General features: G+C 41.9%; 19 protein-coding genes. 13 read left to right on the top strand and 6 right to left on the bottom strand.

The genetic code is table 11. The features are described 5' to 3' along the window. The first annotated feature begins 326 nt into the window (after positions 1-326). Together H6G28_RS20780 and H6G28_RS20775 are read left to right on the top strand one after the other, a co-directional pair. Positions 327-1346: a 30S ribosomal protein S1 gene (locus H6G28_RS20780; protein ID WP_190587853.1), complete on the top strand. Its 1020-nt coding sequence runs from the start codon at positions 327-329 to the stop codon at positions 1344-1346. A gap of 85 nt (positions 1347-1431) precedes the next feature. Next, complete coding sequence (locus H6G28_RS20775; RefSeq protein ID WP_190673714.1) at positions 1432-2163, top strand: HAD family hydrolase; 732 nt, start codon at positions 1432-1434, stop codon at positions 2161-2163. Between the two features lie 350 nt (positions 2164-2513). Here H6G28_RS20775 and H6G28_RS20770 read toward each other — a convergent pair whose 3' ends face one another. After that, positions 2514-2906: an Alr5209 family pentapeptide repeat protein gene (locus H6G28_RS20770; protein ID WP_190673712.1), complete on the bottom strand. Its 393-nt coding sequence runs from the start codon at positions 2904-2906 to the stop codon at positions 2514-2516. Positions 2907-3214: 308 nt separating this feature from the next. On the opposite strand from H6G28_RS20770, the gene H6G28_RS20765 reads away from it, so the two are divergent. Both H6G28_RS20765 and H6G28_RS20760 read left to right on the top strand, forming a co-directional pair. Next, positions 3215-3676: a hydrogenase maturation protease gene (locus H6G28_RS20765; RefSeq protein WP_190587850.1), complete on the top strand. Its 462-nt coding sequence runs from the start codon at positions 3215-3217 to the stop codon at positions 3674-3676. 229 nt (positions 3677-3905) lie between these two features. Then, positions 3906-6719 (top strand): bifunctional acetate--CoA ligase family protein/GNAT family N-acetyltransferase, encoded by a 2814-nt coding sequence (locus tag H6G28_RS20760; protein WP_190673711.1) that lies wholly within the window; start codon positions 3906-3908, stop codon positions 6717-6719. Between the two features lie 393 nt (positions 6720-7112). On the opposite strand, the gene H6G28_RS20755 is transcribed toward H6G28_RS20760, so the two are convergent. Together H6G28_RS20755 and H6G28_RS20750 are read right to left on the bottom strand one after the other, a co-directional pair. Then, a complete protein-coding gene (locus H6G28_RS20755) occupies positions 7113-7544 on the bottom strand; it encodes a helix-turn-helix domain-containing protein (RefSeq protein WP_190673710.1) in 432 nt (143 codons plus the stop codon). 65 nt (positions 7545-7609) lie between these two features. Continuing rightward, positions 7610-7888 (bottom strand): type II toxin-antitoxin system HigB family toxin, encoded by a 279-nt coding sequence (locus tag H6G28_RS20750; protein ID WP_313949958.1) that lies wholly within the window; start codon positions 7886-7888, stop codon positions 7610-7612. A 303-nt stretch (positions 7889-8191) separates the two neighbouring features. Between H6G28_RS20750 and H6G28_RS20745 the strand changes: the two genes are divergently transcribed. From H6G28_RS20745 to H6G28_RS20710, 8 genes are all read left to right on the top strand, one after another. Beyond that, a complete protein-coding gene (locus tag H6G28_RS20745) occupies positions 8192-10693 on the top strand; it encodes a tetratricopeptide repeat protein (protein WP_190673709.1) in 2502 nt (833 codons plus the stop codon). A gap of 25 nt (positions 10694-10718) precedes the next feature. Further along, the gene (locus H6G28_RS20740) at positions 10719-11015 is read left to right on the top strand and encodes a DnaJ domain-containing protein (RefSeq protein ID WP_190673708.1); all 297 of its coding nucleotides are present in this window, start codon (positions 10719-10721) and stop codon (positions 11013-11015) included. 189 nt (positions 11016-11204) lie between these two features. Beyond that, the gene (locus tag H6G28_RS20735) at positions 11205-11975 is read left to right on the top strand and encodes a nucleotide exchange factor GrpE (RefSeq protein WP_190673706.1); all 771 of its coding nucleotides are present in this window, start codon (positions 11205-11207) and stop codon (positions 11973-11975) included. A 175-nt stretch (positions 11976-12150) separates the two neighbouring features. Beyond that, the gene (locus H6G28_RS20730; protein ID WP_190673703.1) at positions 12151-12363 is read left to right on the top strand and encodes a hypothetical protein; all 213 of its coding nucleotides are present in this window, start codon (positions 12151-12153) and stop codon (positions 12361-12363) included. Positions 12364-12380: 17 nt separating this feature from the next. Next, a complete protein-coding gene (locus H6G28_RS20725) occupies positions 12381-12800 on the top strand; it encodes a XisH family protein (RefSeq protein ID WP_190673700.1) in 420 nt (139 codons plus the stop codon). Beyond that, positions 12785-13096 (top strand): element excision factor XisI family protein, encoded by a 312-nt coding sequence (locus tag H6G28_RS20720; protein WP_190673698.1) that lies wholly within the window; start codon positions 12785-12787, stop codon positions 13094-13096. The genes H6G28_RS20725 and H6G28_RS20720 overlap by 16 nt, the downstream gene beginning before the upstream one ends. Positions 13097-13113: 17 nt before the next feature. Next, the gene (locus H6G28_RS20715) at positions 13114-14871 is read left to right on the top strand and encodes an Hsp70 family protein (protein WP_190673693.1); all 1758 of its coding nucleotides are present in this window, start codon (positions 13114-13116) and stop codon (positions 14869-14871) included. 20 nt (positions 14872-14891) lie between these two features. Continuing rightward, entirely contained in the window at positions 14892-15302 is a 411-nt protein-coding gene (locus H6G28_RS20710) for a hypothetical protein (RefSeq protein ID WP_190673690.1), read from the top strand. Between the two features lie 39 nt (positions 15303-15341). On the opposite strand, the gene uppS is transcribed toward H6G28_RS20710, so the two are convergent. From uppS to H6G28_RS20695, 3 genes are all read right to left on the bottom strand, one after another. After that, a complete protein-coding gene (gene uppS, locus H6G28_RS20705) occupies positions 15342-16088 on the bottom strand; it encodes an undecaprenyl pyrophosphate synthase (protein ID WP_190673687.1) in 747 nt (248 codons plus the stop codon). 28 nt (positions 16089-16116) lie between these two features. Beyond that, the gene (locus H6G28_RS20700) at positions 16117-17049 is read right to left on the bottom strand and encodes a ferritin-like domain-containing protein (RefSeq protein ID WP_190587848.1); all 933 of its coding nucleotides are present in this window, start codon (positions 17047-17049) and stop codon (positions 16117-16119) included. Between the two features lie 243 nt (positions 17050-17292). Then, positions 17293-17949 carry an NAD(P)H-binding protein gene (locus H6G28_RS20695; protein ID WP_190673684.1) on the bottom strand — a complete coding sequence of 219 codons (657 nt, stop codon included), beginning with the start codon at positions 17947-17949 and terminating at the stop codon, positions 17293-17295. Positions 17950-18121: 172 nt separating this feature from the next. On the opposite strand from H6G28_RS20695, the gene H6G28_RS20690 reads away from it, so the two are divergent. Next, positions 18122-18802 (top strand): DUF1997 domain-containing protein, encoded by a 681-nt coding sequence (locus tag H6G28_RS20690; protein WP_190587846.1) that lies wholly within the window; start codon positions 18122-18124, stop codon positions 18800-18802. The last annotated feature ends 68 nt before the right edge of the window (positions 18803-18870 follow it).

Below are 18870 nucleotides of genomic sequence, written 5' to 3'. Positions count from 1 at the left end.
TTCAACACAAAATATCCGCCGTTAGCTATAACGGCGGATATTTTAATGAATATTTAGAAGGGTATCAGGGTTTTGATCACATACACCCCTTCACCCTCAAACCCTTGATTTTTAGTTTTGCTGCCTAAATCCTACTTATGGCTGATAGCCAAATGCCATTATTTATATGATATAATCTTCTATCTGGAAGTTGATATGTGTTAACACTAGCTTTCTACGCTAGGATTAATAAGGGACGTAAGCGTATACTGGTCTTCAGTGGCTTACACAGGCATTATCATTATGTCACAAAACTTTACGGAGACTAGAACCAGGAACAAATCAGCATGGTCAATCAGAACATAACCGCTACAGAAATTGGATTTACTCACGAAGATTTCGCTGCTCTACTTGACAAATACGACTATCACTTTAGCCCTGGAGATATTGTACCAGGAACGGTTTTCAGTATAGAGCCGCGCGGCGCTCTGATTGACATCGGTGCTAAAACAGCAGCATATATCCCCATACAAGAAATGTCTATCAACCGGGTAGATGCCCCGGAAGAAGTTTTACAATCAAACGAAACACGGGAATTTTTCATCCTCACCGATGAAAACGAAGATGGTCAGTTGACCCTTTCGATTCGCCGTATTGAATATATGCGGGCTTGGGAGCGTGTACGTCAGTTGCAAGCTGAAGATGCAACTGTTCGTTCTGGTGTATTTGCGACAAACCGTGGTGGTGCATTAGTACGGATTGAGGGATTACGTGGATTTATCCCTGGTTCCCACATTAGTACCCGCAAACCCAAAGAAGAATTAGTGGGTGAAGAACTCCCCTTGAAGTTCTTAGAAGTAGACGAAGAACGTAACCGCCTAGTTTTATCTCATCGTCGGGCGCTGGTTGAACGTAAGATGAACCGCCTCGAAGTTGGCGAAGTAGTAATTGGTACAGTTCGCGGTATCAAGCCTTACGGTGCTTTCATCGACATCGGTGGTGTCAGTGGCTTGTTACACATCTCGGAAATTTCTCACGAACATATCGATACACCTCACAGTGTGTTCAATGTCAATGATGAAGTGAAAGTGATGATCATTGATTTGGATGCTGAAAGAGGACGGATTTCTCTGTCTACCAAACAGTTAGAACCAGAACCCGGTGATATGATTAAAAACCGTGATTTGGTTTACGATAAAGCTGAAGAAATGGCAGCTAAATATCGTGAGCAACTGTTAGCTAAACAACAAGGTATCACTGCACCTCCGACTGAGGAAGCTGTAGCTGAAGAAGAGATTCCAGCAGCTATTGAAGAAGAAATTCCCGTAGCTATTGAAGAAGAAATTCCCGTAGCTATTGAAGAGTAAGATTAATAGATAATTGCATTCAATTTTGAAAAAAGAGGGATATCCCCTCTTTTTTTATGACATTTTTTAAACGGGGTGAAAAATTTTGGCAACTATTCAATGTAAAAATATTACTTTTGATAATATTCAGGCGATTTTTTTTGACAAAAACGGTACTTTAGAAGACTCAGAAGTTTATTTGCGATCGCTGGGACAAAAAGCAGCCAGAATTATCGATGCTCAATTTCCGGGAATTGGCGAACCTTTATTAATGGCTTACGGTATTGATAGTAATTCCCTCGATCTGGCTGGTTTAATGGCGGTAGGTAGTCGTCGTGAAACTGAAATCGCTACAGCCGCCTATATTGCTGAAACTGGTAGAGGATGGTTTGAATCTCTCAAAATCGCCCGTCAAAGTTTCCAAGAAGCTGAAAAATATCTCGAAGCATCCCCCGCACCCCTGTTACCAGGGAGTTTGGAGTTATTACAGTCTCTATCTGCGGCTGGACTGAAACTGGGGATCATCTCAGCAGCTACTACAGCAAAAATACAAGCCTTTGCCACTCGGTACAATTTGGGTGATTATCTTCAAGCGCAAATTGGTGTGGATGATGGCCCTGGTAAACCAGATCCAACTTTGTTTTTACAAGCTTGTGAAGTGGTAGGAGTAGAACCAAGCACCGCACTCATGGTTGGCGATGCGGTTGGCGATATGCTTATGGCAAAAAACGCCAAAGCCGCAGGGTGTATTGGGATCACATGGATTGGTAAATCAGATCATGTCCAAGGTGCGGATGTGGTGATTAATCAACTGAGTGAAATTAAAGTTTTAGAGTAAAGTGCTGAGTGCTGAGTGCTGTAAACTGCGCTCAACCCTCTTTTAGTAAGCTGATCGAGCATTGAGCGTTCGCGTAGAGTCTCCCTTGGGGAGAAGTCGAAATGCGTCTTCTATGTATATCCACCTACTTATAACTCAATACGGTTCAGTTGAGGTGATGAGAGTTGATTTCTCAATTTCTGCTCTACCTATCAGACAATGAGCAAGATTTGGGGGATTCTCCCCCACGCCCCCGATTGGGGGACGGTTGCGTCCCCCAAACCCCCTCCAAAATCATTTTTTCGTTTTTTGTTGAGTTATCATTCGCTGGTTTTGTTGTAATTGAGTTTTCTTATCTGAACCGTATTGACTTAAAACTCTGATTTGATTTGAACTCCTGCCTGAACCGGGTCGAAATTTGGGGGAAAATGGGTATTGCGATCGCAGTCTGCCTTGTCTAGCTTTGTACCTTGAAGATTGGCTTGGCGGAGATTGGCTGACATTAATAAAGCACCCCGCAAGTCTGCATCTGTGAGGTCAGCTTGGGAAAGGTCACAATAACTGAGGTCACTTCCCCGAAGATTTGCGCCTCGTAGATTAGCTGTACTTAAGTCCGCGTAACTCAAGTCAGACCCTTTGAGATTAACACCTTGTAAGTCAGCATCAGCAAGTTCCGCCCTCTCAAAATCCCGTTGTCCCTCAGCATACTTTTCTAAAAGAGTAGCCACCGCATTAATTGGCTGTTGATAATTGACTTCAGACATAAAACAGCCTCAAAGATTGTTGATTCAAATTCATCATAAAACTGCTGATGCCAAAAATCACCAGAGGAATTGCATCAATTTATCAAATTATAGTAATAGTAATTTACAAGAATATTCTCTATCCTCACAAGTTCCTCAAATTTTTTTTATAAGTTCAAAAATAAACAATCATCGCCTTTCCTCATCTGTTGAGGTGCAAATTTATCTGTGTCCATCCGCATTCCTCTGCGGTTAGTTTTTTATTTTCATCACATTGTAAATTGACAAATTTATCATTAATTTTGAGTGCATTAAAGCAAACGAAAAAAATGAATGCAACCGTCATGGTGATTGGTTATGGTAATGACTTGCGGAGTGATGATGGCATTGGTCAAAGAATTGCTGATGAAATTGCCTCTTGGCATTTATCGGCGGTGAAATCCTTAGCAGTCCACCAACTGACACCCGAATTAGCTGATGCTTTAGCAAATGCAGAATTAGCAATTTTTGTGGATGCTTATGTACCTTCAGAATCTTTTGATGTGCAGGTACAATCGCTTTCACCTGCTGTTGATCATCCGATCGCCGGACATACCGCCGATCCCCAATCACTGTTAGCCTTGACTAGAACTCTTTACGGCCATTGTCCGCCTGCTTTGTGGGTGACAGTTCCCGCAGTTAACTTTGAATTTGGCGATCGCTTTTCAGAAGTCACCGAAACCGGCAAAGCGATCGCCCTCGGCAAAATTATGCAAATCTTAGACAAGTTTAAAAATTTCTGGATGAAATGAACCAGATGTGGAACTCAAGCATAGACTGAAAGCAAAATGTCTAATATGGACAGGGAATAGGGAATAGGAAAGAAGCTTTGTCTAAATGTACTGAATTTTTTACCCAATCAAATCATACTCCCATACCAAAATAGCTTTCAAGAAGACTATTCCCACTCACTACTCCCTACTCCCTACTCCCACCCCAATTTACTTACAACTCAGCACTCAGCACTCTCAAGGAGGATTAATGCAGAAATCTCTCAAGCCCACAAGCGATCGCGCCTTTGATATCTTGCAGGCAGAGAAGCTTAATCCTCTTGATGCTATCTTTGCACCCAAAACTGTAGCGGTGATTGGTGCTAGTGAAACACCAGGGAGTGTGGGACGCACTCTCTTGTGGAATTTAATTACAAATCCCTTTGGTGGGACTGTGTTTCCCGTCAATCCCAAACGCCATAGTGTATTGGGAATCAAAGCCTATCCGAAAATTGCCGATATCCCCGAAACTATAGATTTAGCGGTCATTGCTACACCAGCACCAACAGTTCCGGGGATTATTGCTGAATGTGTTGCTGCTGGGGTAAAAAGTGCGATCGTCATTTCTGCTGGTTTTAAAGAAGCTGGTGCGGCTGGTATCGCTTTAGAACAGCAAATTCTCGCCCAAGCTCGTCGCGGTAACATTCGCATCATCGGCCCGAACTGCTTAGGCGTGATGAGTCCCCTGAGTGGGTTAAATGCTACCTTTGCCAGTGCAATGGCGCGTCCGGGCAATGTTGGCTTTATTAGTCAAAGTGGGGCTTTATGTACGGCGATTCTAGATTGGAGTTTTCAAGAAAACGTCGGTTTTAGTGCCTTCGTGTCCATCGGTTCGATGTTGGATGTGGGCTGGGGTGACTTGATTTACTATCTCGGTGATGACCCCCGCACCAAAAGTATTGTGATTTACATGGAATCTATTGGGGATGCGCGGTCTTTTATTTCTGCGGCGCGAGAAGTTGCCCTCACCAAACCGATTATTGTGATCAAAGCCGGACGCACAGAAGCAGCCGCCAAAGCCGCAGCATCTCATACAGGGGCATTGGCGGGAAGTGATGCGGTGTTAGATGCAGCTTTCCGGCGCTGTGGGGTATTGCGGGTGAATAGTATTTCTGACTTATTTGATGTGGCGGAAGTGTTGGCAAAACAACCGCGTCCCAAGGGGCCAAGGTTGACCATTTTAACGAATGCAGGCGGGCCAGGAGTTTTGGCGACCGATGCGTTGATTGAAGCCGGTGGGGAATTAGCGACAATTTCACCAGATGCGATCGCAGCTTTTGATCAAATACTCCCCACTCATTGGAGTCATAACAACCCGATTGATATTTTGGGGGATGCTGACCCCCAACGTTATACCCAAGCTTTAGAAATAGCAGCCACAGATCCTAATAGTGACGGCTTGTTGGTCATTCTCACACCCCAAGCCATGACCGACCCCACCCAAACTGCGGAACAATTGAAACCCTACGCCCAAATTCCTGGTAAACCAATTCTTGCCAGTTGGATGGGTGGTGCAGAAGTCACCGCCGGCGAAACAATTTTAAACCGTCAATCTATTCCGACTTATCGCTATCCAGATACAGCCACACGCATATTTAGTTATATGTGGCAATCTAGCTATAACCTGCGGGGTATCTATGAAACTCCCGTTTTACCCACAGTTGATCCCCAATCAGGGATACCAGACCGCAACTTAGTTGCAAATATTATCGCCTCTGCGCGTCAAGATGGACGAACCATTCTCACCGAGTTTGAATCAAAGCAAATATTAGCAGCTTACGGCATTCCTGTTGTAGAAACCTGCGTGGCGACAAGTGAAGATGAGGCGGTGAAATGTGCTGAAAGTATTGGTTATCCCGTAGTTGTCAAACTGTATTCTCATGTAATTACCCATAAAACCGATGTCGGCGGTGTCCAGTTAAATCTGCGGGATGCAGAAGCAGTCAGACAAGCCTATCGCCTAATAGAATCTTCGGTGCAAAAGAAAACTCCCCACTCCCCACTCCCCACTCCCCATTCCCCACTCTTCCTCGGCGTAACAGTACAGCCAATGGTGAAAACCGATGGTTATGAATTGATTATTGGTAGTAGCCTTGATACCCAATTCGGGCCAGTGTTGTTGTTTGGTGCAGGGGGACAGCTAGTCGAAGTATTTCAGGATCGAGCGATCGCCCTACCTCCCCTAAACACAACTTTAGCCCGCCGGATGATGGAACACACCAAAATTTACAAAGCCCTCAAAGGCGTGCGGGGAAGGCAAAGTGTAGATATGGCAGCCCTAGAACAATTGATGGTTGCATTTAGCCAACTGGTAGTAGAACAACCTTGGATTAAAGAAATTGACATCAACCCCTTGCTGGCTTCGCCAATGGCAAGAAATGGAAATAATTCTCCCCACTCCCCACTCCCTTCATTAATCGCCTTAGATGGCCGTGTTCTCCTCCAACCACCAGATATTACAGAAGAACAACTACCCAAATTAGCCATTCGTCCCTATCCCACCCAATACATCGACAACTGGACAACGAAAAATGGGATGTCAGTTACCATCCGTCCCATTCGTCCAGAAGATGAGCCGTTAATGGTACAGTTTCACCAAACCCTTTCCGAAGAAAGCGTTTATTTTCGGTACTTTCATCTGATTAAATTGAGTAAACGCATCACTCACGAACGCCTCACCCGGATTTGCTTTATTGATTACGACCGGGAAATGGCACTGGTAGCAGAACATCAAGACCCCGAAACCGGAATGCGGCAAATTTTAGCAGTTGGGCGATTGAGTAAACTGCACGGTACAGATGCGGCGGAATTTGCGATGATTGTGAGCGATCGCTATCAGTGTCAAGGTTTAGGTACAGAACTTGTTAGGCGCTTACTGCAAGTTGGTCGTCAAGAACACATCGGTCGAGTTACAGCCAATATCCTATCTGATAATTACGGAATGCAGCGAGTTTGTGAAAAATTAGGCTTTCATCTGCAACCCACCAGCGACCCCACTGTGATGCAAGCGGAAATTGCTTTGTGAGTCATGAGGTAGGCGCAAATACAGCATTTTTGAAGTAAGTGAAGTGTACTGTGAGTAATGAGTAATGAGTAATAAGTAAATTTCTGACTCATTACTTATTACTTTTTTCAATATTTTGCAAAGAGATGAGGCGCTACCAATAAAAAAGCCCCTAGCTTCATACATGGGGCTTTTTTGTTTTTCAACTGTTTATGGTTCAATACGGTTCAGTTAAGAGAATAGTAGGTTGGGTGTAGCGATAGCGTAACCCAACATTCTCAAGACTCTGTTGGGTTCCGTTCCTCCACCCAACCTACACCAGAATTGCTTTTTAGTCTTAACTGAACTGTATTGGTTTATGGTTTACAAATTTCAATCTTCATTTCACCTGGTAAATGCTTGGATAATCAAACTTTAAGCTACTTCTAAGAAATCTCTCTCTGATGGATTTTCTGGGAAAAATACAGCAGGTGATACCTTGAAAAATTCTGCCAGCTTTTGGATATGTTCAACTGTTAATTTTCGCTTGCCGTTCAGTATATCAGAAACAATTGATTCAGTTTTAAAAATCGTCACTAAATCTTTCTGTTTGAGATTTAACTCCGCCATTAAAACTTTGATAAGCTCTACTCCATAAATATCAGGAACTAAATCTTGTTGCTGTTCATATTCATGGATTAAAATTCCCAAGAGATTCAAATAATCTTCTTCTGACTCAGTTAGCTCTCCTTTATCAAGTAAATTATCGATAACTGTTTGAGTTTTTTCTAAATCTTCTTCAGATTTTATGGGTCGTGGTGGGAAAGATGTGAGCAATTCTGTGTAGCTGGGGTTGTGATCTAACATTTCGTCATTCTGGCATTATTCGCTTAATAATTTAGAACTAGAATTAATAGTACCTCTAATTAAGGTTAGCTATCAAACCATTCGTCATTTTTCCATTTATCTTTATCGTATTCAGCATGAGTTAAAAACTCACGAATATATATAGCTTTTGTCTTGTAGTTAATACAGGTTATTAGCCTATACTTATTGCCTCCAATATTAAAAATGACGAAGTTTTTAACTTGATCAGGTGCAAAAACAGAAGTAGCTATGACATCAGCAAAACTATTCCAGTCTTGCACTTTTACAAGCTTCTTCCAGGCTTGTATGCTAGGTTCAGCATCGGGATATACCGCCGCTACCACAAGATGTATTGATAAAATTCATTTACTTCTAACTGGTGACAAATGGTGTGAGTACTTATTTTTTGTACTTTCTTAAAGTATCAATTACTCAAAATGTGAGTAAATATATCTTGATAGGGATGGGTGACAGTACATTTTATTGGTAGTTTTAGTGGCAGGCAGCGAAGATTAGGGTATTGAGGGGCAACTTGACCTACTGATAAAATTCATGCGATCGCCACACTCAGATTAAAACTAACAGAGTATTTCAAGCCACCCTTGGATCTGGGGGGAAAATCGGAAAATAATCAGGAAGAAAATCCAGTGGCTAAACATCAGTCCAAACAGCAAGTAGCAAAAGTCGCTAATACAGAGACAGAGCTTACAGCAAACTCTTTTGGGATGCAGCTACAAGAATTGCTGAAGCAGAAAAAATATCGACAAGCATTGGAAGAAATCAAAAAAATTCAGCGATCGCACCCTGAAATAGAATTTACTCCCAAAGAATCAGAAATTTGGTTGCTGCGGGGACAGCAGGAATTTGACAAACAAGATTTTAAACAAGCAGAAAAATCTTTTAGCCGCGCCTTGGAATTAGGTCTGGTGGGAGATGCTCACTACTGGCAAGCTAAATGTTTGTTGGCGTTGGATCAGTTGGATGCAGCACTCTATTTACTCCGCGATGCTTTTGAAGCCGGTAACTTGATCAAAGACTACAACATTTGTTACCTGAAACTCCTATTGCTCAAAGGCGATATCGCCACAGTCGAGCAGTTAATTGACAAACAATCTAAACGCTTTAGTGCGGCTCAACTCCATTGGGTACGCGGTGTATTGGCTTTGAAGCATGGACAGCCAGAAACCGCTTTGACATCCTTTCAAAAAATTAAGCGTCCGGTTACGCCTGGGGATTTACCAATTGCTTGGATTATTTACAGTCAGCAAATGATTGGTAATTGGAATGCGGCGGCGAATCTTTTAGGGTTAAAGTCATCGGGATATATCTTTAGCAAACCAAAGTATTTAGAAGATCCCATTTTAGAGCGATTGGCAACAGCCCAACAGGCAAAAACCGGAGAACTAGCTGTAGAACAACCCGGAAATTTAGAACGAGATAATCCTAAGCTTCAAGATGCTTTATTTGCGTTGGCGATCGCTAAATTAATTAACGATGGTAATCATCATGATGCTGCCCATGTGTGGCTACGTAGAGACAAGCATTCCACAAACTTCCCAGAACTGGAAAGTCTGCGGAAACCATTGTTAATTCTGGCTGGTCAACAAGCCATGACTCAAGGGGAAACAGACTGTACAGAGCTATTTTGGCAGCCTTTATTAACAGAAAAACCCTTTAACCCCCAATTAGCAGTCAACTTATTGCAAGTTTTAAAAGCTAATCACTCTTACAAAGAATATCAACGTCTGTTAACTCAATTTTTGCGGTGGCTGGAACAAGAAGGAAAACAAAAACCCCAGGAATGGCCTGACACCCGCTTAAACCCAACCTTAGCCCATCTGCACTGTTGGATGGCAGATGCTTACATGGCATTAGACCGTGACCGTGCTGCATTAGGCGCTTTGCAACAAGCAGAACGCATTTGTCCCACATCGCCAGAGTTAATCGGACGCAAAGGATTAGTTGCAGCCTCAGAAGACAATTATACAGAAGCGATCGCACTACTGACCCAAGCCATTGAAGGTGGATGTCGGTATAACGAAGTTTACGGGATTCTGCTGGCTTCTTGGAAGGAAGTAGGAGACAAACAAGCATTTAATGAAGCCCGTCGCCGTTTTGGTAAGCATTTTGGCGACTTTAATGTTGAAAATGAAGTCGAAATCTCACCTTGGATAGATGCGCTTTCCACCTTGAGCTATCCCTTATTTAGTCGTTTTGTCCAAACAGAAGATGAAAAAGATCCGGCTATCGGTGCTTGTCAAATCTTTGTCGAAGCAGTCCAAAGTCTGCCAAATTCTGGTGGTCGAGTTTCCTTAAGCCAAACAGCCGCAACCAAGAAATGGAATGCTTTATTAAAAAAATTATCGGGTAGTGAACAAATTCCAGTATTGCAGGCGATCGCCCTTGCTATTACTCTGTTTGCTAAACGGGAAAAAGGCATCGCTGCACTCATCACCCAATATCAGCAAAAATTGATCGACCTATCAATAGAATACCCAGAAGCCAGAGTAGCTAATTTAGTAATCTTAGCCGTCAAAGAAAATACTCCCAAACGATTAGAGTATGCTGTGCAGTTCTACCTCGATACCATGCCTCAACCAGGCAATGCCTTAGCCAATATTCAACTGCAAGCACGGCGTTTTGGCTGGATTACCACACTCATTCCTTTCCTAGATGAAGCACTGCGACGAGAACCACAAAACCCATTATTGCTATTAGCAAGAGCTACTACCTACCCACTTAATCAGCCCAAATATGAACAACTCAAGCAAGAAGGATTTGAAATAGCTCGTCGCCTACAAGATGCCAAAGCATTACAAGCATTTCGGGAAGAACAAGCATTTTTGTCTGCTAGAGAAACTCAAAGCATGATGCCAGACCCAGATAAATTTGACAATCTGAATATGTCAGATATGGAGGATTTATTAGAAACAATGCTGAAAAAATTCTTTGGCAACAAAATACCTGAAGCTGAATTTGAAAGAATGCTTCCAGAACTCAAGAAGATGATGTTAAATGAAATGCCTGATTTTGCAGATGATGAAGAAGATGAAGACGATATAGATTTAGATTTGATTTTCAGAGGCTTACCATCTAAACCTAAAAAGAAAAAAGGCAGAACCAGAGGCGGTTTTTCAGAATTATTTTAAATAAAACAAAATCTACTGCATACTTATGACTTCCCACTACGAAAAATTAGGCATCTCACCAGCAGCTACACCCGCCCAAATTAAAGCAGCTTATCATGCAAAATTGCGAGAATTTCCGGCTCATAGTTATCCCCAAGAATTTAAGGAAATTCGAGAAGCTTACGAAGCAATTCGGAAAGGAGAAACAACTCAATATGAGGATTTCTTAAAAATACTTCCCCTAGAAGCCGAACTGAATCCAGAAATATTAAAACAAGTGCAAGAAAAAGCGATCGCTCAAATAGAATTTAGTATTGATGATTTAATTCGTGCCACTTTTTAACAGTTAAAGAAAAGGCAGGAGGCGTTGGTTCGACTGCGCTCACCAACCAGAGGTATTTTGTTTTTTCCATCAACTTATACCAATTCGCAATTAAGAAATCTAGCTCCAGTAAGACTTTCCTAATTTCTATCTGTCGCATTTTTTTCTTAAATTGGTATTACTTACAGTTATCAGTAAACAAGTTAACCAATGACTAATGACACAGAAGCTTTATTTGCTCAATTTTTAGATTATTTACAATCAGAACCAGGATCTCCTGATTATTTAGGCGAACCACCAGAATCAACTTATGCTTTTGATCCCTATCAAATGGTGGCAGAATGGACGGCGCTACGCCATGAAATCAAGCAACAAGGTAAATTATTGCGTTCTACTCAAGAAACTCTTCAGCAAGCCTTAGAAGTAAATCGCACCAATCAAGAACAACTGCAAACAAGTCTAGAAGCCAGCCAAAAACAGAAATTAGCTCAAGTTGAACAACAACAAGAAAAACTCCTCAAAGAATTACTGGGGATTATGGATGCGTTAGATCAAGCTTGTGCTTACTGGCAACAAGAATTAGAAGTATTATCTATAACATCAAACTCAAAACCTGCTGTTAAAAAAAGCTTTTGGGACAAGCTAGGAGAATTATTTTCTAGTCAAAAAACCCAAGATGAATTGTCTGAAAAAATACAAATATCAGAGCCGTTGACAGAGATGTTAACTAGTAATCAACAGGGAGTAGAGTTAATTAGGCGATCGCTTTTAGAAATACTCCGCCAAAGACGTGTTGTTCCCATCATTGCAGAGGGTAAATTATTTGATTCCCAAATCATGTATGCCGTGGGACGGCAAGTCAAAACCGATGTGGCAGAAAATACAGTGATTCAGGAAGTAGTCAAGGGTTATTTATGGGGCGATAAAATCCTACGAGAAGCACAAGTGATTGTAGCAACACAAGTAATACAAAAAGCCTGAAGTGTGAAGTGTGAAATGAAGAAAACAGTATGGTGCGATCGTGCTGCATAGCCTATTGTCCAGAACTGGGAATAAATGCTCAGGAATTGCCATTTACAAATGAATTTTTCAAAAAGCGTATCAAAAAATACAGTTTTTTAGGTAATTGATTATAAGGTGTGAAGGTAATTTAGTTATGACCAACTTTTTTAATGATCAGACTTTTGCCAGAGGAATGCTTGAGGATCTGAAAGTATTCGCTGAGGAGGCTGCAAAACAAGCAGTTGAAGCAATACTTAAGCCCTCTGCAAATCCTCAAGAAATAGCAAATGTGCAGAGAATTGCAAGCAGCATGAGTGCCTTGAACTGGATATCTCGGCTTGGCTTAGTTATAAGACTAGCGGCGTAACACTTTTAACGAATCTAATGTCTAGACGAGATGATTTACATTTCTCTGTGCGCCGCACTCTCGAAAAAGATGGCTGGACAATTACAGATGATCCTTTGATTTTGGTATTGGAGCAAACCCTTTTGAAAGCTGATTTGGGAGCCGAGAAATTTTTCACAGCAGAAAAACAAGGGCGTAAAATTGCCGTTGAAGTTAAAGATTTTGATGCTGTGTCCGTTATCAGTGAACTCGAAAAAACAATGGGACAACTTCAGCTTTATCAATGGGCATTGGAAGAACAGGAGCCAGAGCGTCAGTTATACCTAGCCGTGAGTCAAGAGATATATATTAAGCATTTTCAAAAACCGATTTTTCAGTTGGTTGTCCAGCGTAATAAAATTAACTTATTAGTCTATGAACCAAGCAGAGAGGTAATAATTCAATGGATAAAACATTGAATTATGCAGATATTCTAAAAACAACGGTACAAGAAGCAACAATCAATCAACCTCGTTTACAAGCACTCAAACTTTATGCTGTTTGCGATACCGAATCAGGTCATTTTCTGGTTCTAGCTACGGGTTGGGATAAACAACGTTGGATTGATAGCATTTTGTTTCATGCACGTTTAGTAGAACATCAAATCATTATTGAAGAAGATAACTTTGAAGAAAGCTTAACCCAGATACTCATCGCTAAAGGTATCAGAAAAGATGATATTGTGATTCATTTGCAGCCTGCTATTCTATCTTGAGAGGTGCGATAAATTTTATGAAAGCAGTTGGTATTGATTTAGGTACAACCAATTCCGAAGTTGCAATTGTCGAAAACGGACAGGTGCGGGTTTTGCCAGGGGAAGATGGCGACTTGATTTTACCTTCCTGTGTGGGATTTAGCGATACAGGAAAATTACTAGTAGGAAAGGAAGCACTGCGTCAGTATGCAGCAGCGCCCGAACGTACTGTGAAATCAATTAAGCGGTGGATGGGAACTGACCACAAAACCACTTTCGGAGATAAAGAATACTTACCTCATGAAATTTCCGCAATTATTCTCCGCGCTCTGAAACAAAGGGCTGAGAACGCTTTGGGTGAAACAATTACCCAAGCAGTAATTACAGTTCCAGCTTATTTTACAGACGCACAACGACAAGCAACCAAAACGGCTGGTGAGATCGCTGGTTTAGAGGTACTGCAAATTATTAACGAACCAACGGCGGCGGCTTTGGCTTATGATTTGCGTTCTGAAGAAACAGAACGGGTTGTAGTTTATGACTTGGGTGGTGGCACTTTTGACGTGTCGGTGGTGGAAATTACAGGGGATGTCACAGAAGTACTAGCTAGTCATGGTAATAACCGTTTGGGTGGAGATGATTTTGACAGACTGTTGCAACTGCATTTAGCAGACTTATTCCGCAAACAGCATGGTGTGGATGTACCAGATGATGCTGCGACTCAAGCGCGTCTATTACGAGCCGCAGAACAGGTAAAAATTAATTTGAGTTCCCATGCTTTTGCCACAGTCAGGGAAGCTTTTTTAGGTAGTAAAGGTAAAACCGCACTGCATCTAGAAACAGAAGTTGCACGAATAGATTTTGAAAAATTGATTCGTCCCTTATTAACAGAAACCTTAGAGGCCATTGACCGCGCTCTTTCAGATGCTAATTTAGCACCAGAAGAAATTGACCGGGTGATTTTGGTTGGTGGTTCTACACGCATTCCCCTAGTGCAGCAAATGATAGAAGAACATTTGGGGCAAACTCCGACTGATGGTATTCAACCAGACCTTTGTGTAGCATTGGGAGCAGCTTTGCAAGCTGGGGTACTGGTGGGTGAATCTGTAGATGCCATTCTTGTAGATGTGATTCCCCATTCTCTGGGTATTGCGGCGGCTGTACCGACACCAATGGGAATTATGCCTGGATATTTTAGTGTGATTATTCCGCGCAACAGTGTTGTCCCCGTTTCGCGCTCTCATGTTTATTCCACGTTGTTTGATGAGCAAGCAACTGTAGAAATTGAAGTTTTTCAAGGGGAAAATGCGATCGCAGAGGAAAATGTACCATTAGGTTCCTTTAAAGTGGAAAATCTACCACCCAAACCCGCCGGCGGGATTCAAATCGAAGTTCACTTTGATTTTGACCTGAATGGTATTCTGACTGTCACCACCACCGAAAAAGGTAAAGGACAACAAGGAACATTAGTAGTAAATCATGCCGGGATACAAAAACTTTCTAGCCACGAACTCAAGCAAGCCAGGGCAGATTTAGAGTCATTGTTTGAAAGTGATGAAACAATTGAAATTTCTGGGGAAAATATCAGCGATAACGCCGAAATTTCGCCAGAATTAACAGCACTTTTAGACCGCGCTCAACAAGCACTACTAACAGTAGACGAAGCACAACTAGAAGAATTACAAGAATTATTAGAGCAGATTGACAATGCGATCGCTGACAATAGTCCAGAACTAACTCAATTACAAGCAGAGTTGGAAGACTTTCTTTACTACGCCAGTGGTAATGAAGAATAGGCGGGAGAAAATAAAAAAGTATGAAATGTCCTGTTTGTGGTGCAGTTTATCGTCCAGTTAGAGGAGGAGAGCAAATACAAGCCTCCCCCACTCCCCAGGCTTCAACTTGTAGACGCTGCAAAGCCGATTTATCTGACTTGTTACGTTTGTATGACCAAGCAATTTGGCATCACAAACAAGCACTGGATTTATTGTCACAAAAACGTTATTCCGAAGCAGCAACATACAACAATCAAGCTCTAGCTCTACACTACAGTAATGCAGATTTTCACGCCTTAGCAGGTAAATTATCGGCATTGCAAGGCAAATTTCGAGAAGCGATATCTTCTTGGCAACAAGCACTCAAATTTGATTCACAAAATGCTGTCGCTGATCATTGCTTACAACTGATGACCAAGATAACGGAAAACTACTACAAGCATCCCATTTGATTCCTGAAAAAATCTCAGTAGCCGTTTCACGAGCGATTGTTAAGCTGAACAGGCAGTTTTAATTTGACCGAAACGGCGATCGCGTTTTTGGTAACTTAACAAAGCTTGATGAAATGCTTCGCGGTCAAAATCAGGCCAGAAAACATCAGTAAAGTACATTTCTGTATAGGCCATTTGCCACAACAAAAAATTACTCAACCGCATTTCTGCACTAGTCCGAATTAGTAAATCTGGTGCTGGTGTAGCTGCGGTGTAAAGATATTGTTCTACAAGGTTTTCATTAATTGCGTCTAGGCTGATTTCACCTTGTTGCACCAATTGGGCTATGTGGTGACAGGCTTGAGTAATTTCGTGACGACTACCATAATTCACTGCCACATTAAAGTGAATAACTTGGTTATTCAATGTTTCTGTCATTGAACGTTGCATTTCGGCTTGCAGAGATACAGGCAAAACTGATAAATCACCAATAAAAGAAATTCTCACCCCTTCTTGCTGCATCTGGGCTAACTCGCTGCGGAGAAAGCGTTCAAATAAAAGCATCAGAAAATCTACTTCTTCAATGGGACGTTGCCAATTTTCTGTAGAGAATGCGTAGGCTGTGAGAACTTTGATTCCCCAATCTTTACAACAGCGTAATAGTTGTTTGAGAGTTATTGCACCTTGGCGATGTCCAGCGATGCGCGGTAGTCCGCGACTAGTCGCCCATCTACCATTCCCATCCATAATTACAGCGATGTGTTGGGGAATTTTTTCGGGGTTGAGGTCTAAAGGTAGGGAGTTCATGATGGTTTTGCTAAATAAAAGGAGAGTTTCAAGATGCCAATATGTTTTGTAAATACTCTGGAGTCAGGCTGTTGTGCCACTTCCAGAGACGGTGCATCGTATAGGAGAAGGTGAAGAGTAGGGTGGCTTTATTGGTGGGTGTCCAGGCGTTCCAGTTGAGTGTATTCATCATCCGGCGTAGAGTACGCATCAAGTTATTGCGTTCGTAGCTTTGCGAACGGGTTTTGATGAGGGTTGTGCTGATGCGGATGAATCCTGTATCGGGAAAAGTCCAGACTCCGAAGCCCCAAAATTTAGTCATGTGGTTGATTTCATCCTTGGCGAGTTCTTCCAGCACATCTTGGAGTGCGCCTGTTGTGTGCGCCATCAACCACAAGTAAAGACAAGTTGCACCATATTCTGTAGCGACGCGGTGTAAGCCGTGGCGATATAAATCTTCGTGCGGATCATCTGTAGGGATATAGCCTCTAACGGTGCGGTGCTTGGGGATGATTTTTTCACCTGTTAATTGGGTGTAAACCTTGATTAATGCGGGTGTATGTTGGCGTTCTTCTTTTTCCCACAAGCCAATTTCTTGCAGTTCACCAGTTTCATTGACTGTTCCACCCACAAACCGCCCCATTTGGGGATGTAATTTATCTAAATATTGGCGACTGGTTTGGGTATAACCGCGAATTGGTGCTTCTGTATCCATTGCACCTATCAAAATGGATAAAAATACTTCTGGTTTGATGCCAATAATTTGACTATGGTTAATAGCTTGCCAGTCAATTGGCTTCCAAGGACGCGGTTGGGGATGAGTAAATTGTCTGGGTAAATCTTCTAGGCGTTCCTGTAGCTGTTCGTCCGCTACATAGTTATCTATCAGTGAACAAAGACGCTGCTGTATTTGCCAATAATTAGGCACAGTATAGCTTTTGCCTGCCAAATCTGCTGCTAATGGGCTGGTAGTATGAACCATATTTGTATGTTTTCAACTCTACGCCCAATAGCCTAAGCGATCGCACTTTATTTTGTCAGTCGGCTAAAGTCGGGTTAAAAGTCGGACGGCTGAGTAATGAGTGATGAGTAATAAGTAGTGAGTAATGAGTGATGAGTAAATAGGGATTACACAAAATTATGAAAAAATCTACCGCAAAGTTCTCGGTGCGTTACGGCTTACGCCTAACACACCCTACTGGACTCATAACTCATTACTTCTATTTCAGCATTGCTGAAACAACTCTCCAAGTGTTTTCACACTCCCATCTGGTTTAGCAATAATCTCTACAATCTTATTGCGGGCGGCTGGTTCAAAGAGTGCTGCAACCGAAACTTGGGCAACTTTTTGGCGCGGAATACTACCATCGAATAATGTATCTGCGCTCTGCATCACGATAGCATCAGTATTATCTTCGTTTTTTAAACCGCCAGGTCGCACAATGGTATAGGTAAGACCACTTTTTTGAATGTATTCCTCGGCTTGCTTTTTCCAAACTAAAATCAACCAGAACAAATTTAAAGGATGGAATAGCAGAGATGTACACAAGGAAGAAACTAAAACAAAATGTTCAATTCCCTTGGCTTTAGCAGCATCTACTAAATTTTTTGTACCTTCAAAATCTACTTTATATGGCCCAGTTGGATCAAAACTTGGTTTTGCCCCAGTCGCACACAGCAATACAGTACTATCTCCTAAAGCACCCGCGAGACTATCTGCTTGCAACACATCACCAGCCACTAACTCCACATCAGGAGGCAAAATTGCTTTAGCTGTCTGGATATCCCGTACAAACGCCCGTACAGGAATGTTACGCGCTACTAACTCTTGGACAATGCGACGACCTGTTTCACCTGTAGCCCCAGCAACAAAAGCTTTCATAAAAACAATACCTTAAAAAACTAGTATGTGATTTATCCGTATTTTAGTAATTTCATAAAGTTTATGACAGAATGTTAAAGTTTCAGCCAAAATAGAATTTTGCCTACGAAATCACCCAAGTCACCTGGGAATCATAAACCTAGCCAAACGCCATCTCAGAGGGGAATGCTTGATGCTTTCAACAAACGGCGAATATCAGTCCTTAGATATAAAAGAAACTGTTTTACCTGTAGAAGCCAACTTAGTAGAAACTGATCATGTAGTTTCAGATACAAATTTTGACCATCAAACCCGATTTTGTGGTTGCTACAGCGATTACATGGAGATGTATGCTCCAGTAGATCAAGTTGCGGAATATCTCAATGCTCATTCGTCGTGGTTTGTACGTTGTGCTGAACCAATGAAGGTACAACCACTAGGAGAAAACGGCTATGCTTTAATTATTGGTCGTTTTGGCTCTTTTGGTTATGAAGTGGAGCCGAAAGTTGGTTTAGAACTTTTACCACCAGAAGAAGGAATATATCGCATTCGGACGATCCCCATTCCTGACTATCAAGCACCTGGTTACGATGTAGATTATCGAGCATCAATGCAATTAAAAGAGTATCCCAATGATGATACGGCGATTTCCAGTACGGTGACGCGGGTTGAATGGGATTTAGATTTAAAGGTTTATCTTCACTTTCCCAGATTTATCCAACGATTGCCCCAGTCTCTCATCCAATCTACAGGCGATCGCTTACTAAATCAAATTGTTCGCCAAGTCTCTCGCCGCTTAACCCGCAAAGTTCAAGAAGACTTTCATCAGTCTTTGGGCATACCTTTTCCTGCTAATTCTAAAAAGAAGCGTTGAATCAACTAAAGTCTGAAGTATGAATTATGAAGTCTGAAAAAATAATTTTAGACTTCATAATTCATTTG

This window comes from Nostoc sp. FACHB-190, from assembly GCF_014696905.1.
Classification (GTDB): domain Bacteria; phylum Cyanobacteriota; class Cyanobacteriia; order Cyanobacteriales; family Nostocaceae; genus Nostoc_B.
The sequence above is the reverse complement of the archived record's forward strand: the minus strand, read 5'-3'. Positions and strand labels throughout refer to the sequence as shown.

Excerpts from the sequence above, each read along its gene's own strand:
- H6G28_RS20760 (WP_190673711.1), top strand. The coding sequence starts at position 3,906 with ATGCAGAAATCTCTCAAGCCCACAAGCGATCGCGCCTTTGATATCTTG.
- H6G28_RS20735 (WP_190673706.1), top strand. The coding sequence starts at position 11,205 with ATGACTAATGACACAGAAGCTTTATTTGCTCAATTTTTAGATTATTTA.
- uppS (WP_190673687.1), bottom strand. The coding sequence starts at position 16,088 with ATGAACTCCCTACCTTTAGACCTCAACCCCGAAAAAATTCCCCAACAC.
- H6G28_RS20710 (WP_190673690.1), top strand. The coding sequence starts at position 14,892 with ATGAAATGTCCTGTTTGTGGTGCAGTTTATCGTCCAGTTAGAGGAGGA.
- H6G28_RS20770 (WP_190673712.1), bottom strand. The coding sequence starts at position 2,906 with ATGTCTGAAGTCAATTATCAACAGCCAATTAATGCGGTGGCTACTCTT.
- H6G28_RS20720 (WP_190673698.1), top strand. The coding sequence starts at position 12,785 with ATGGATAAAACATTGAATTATGCAGATATTCTAAAAACAACGGTACAA.
- H6G28_RS20700 (WP_190587848.1), bottom strand. The coding sequence starts at position 17,049 with ATGGTTCATACTACCAGCCCATTAGCAGCAGATTTGGCAGGCAAAAGC.
- H6G28_RS20725 (WP_190673700.1), top strand. The coding sequence starts at position 12,381 with ATGTCTAGACGAGATGATTTACATTTCTCTGTGCGCCGCACTCTCGAA.
- H6G28_RS20715 (WP_190673693.1), top strand. The coding sequence starts at position 13,114 with ATGAAAGCAGTTGGTATTGATTTAGGTACAACCAATTCCGAAGTTGCA.
- H6G28_RS20780 (WP_190587853.1), top strand. The coding sequence starts at position 327 with ATGGTCAATCAGAACATAACCGCTACAGAAATTGGATTTACTCACGAA.
- H6G28_RS20755 (WP_190673710.1), bottom strand. The coding sequence starts at position 7,544 with ATGTTAGATCACAACCCCAGCTACACAGAATTGCTCACATCTTTCCCA.
- H6G28_RS20695 (WP_190673684.1), bottom strand. The coding sequence starts at position 17,949 with ATGAAAGCTTTTGTTGCTGGGGCTACAGGTGAAACAGGTCGTCGCATT.
- H6G28_RS20730 (WP_190673703.1), top strand. The coding sequence starts at position 12,151 with ATGACCAACTTTTTTAATGATCAGACTTTTGCCAGAGGAATGCTTGAG.
- H6G28_RS20740 (WP_190673708.1), top strand. The coding sequence starts at position 10,719 with ATGACTTCCCACTACGAAAAATTAGGCATCTCACCAGCAGCTACACCC.
- H6G28_RS20690 (WP_190587846.1), top strand. The coding sequence starts at position 18,122 with ATGCTTTCAACAAACGGCGAATATCAGTCCTTAGATATAAAAGAAACT.
- H6G28_RS20765 (WP_190587850.1), top strand. The coding sequence starts at position 3,215 with ATGAATGCAACCGTCATGGTGATTGGTTATGGTAATGACTTGCGGAGT.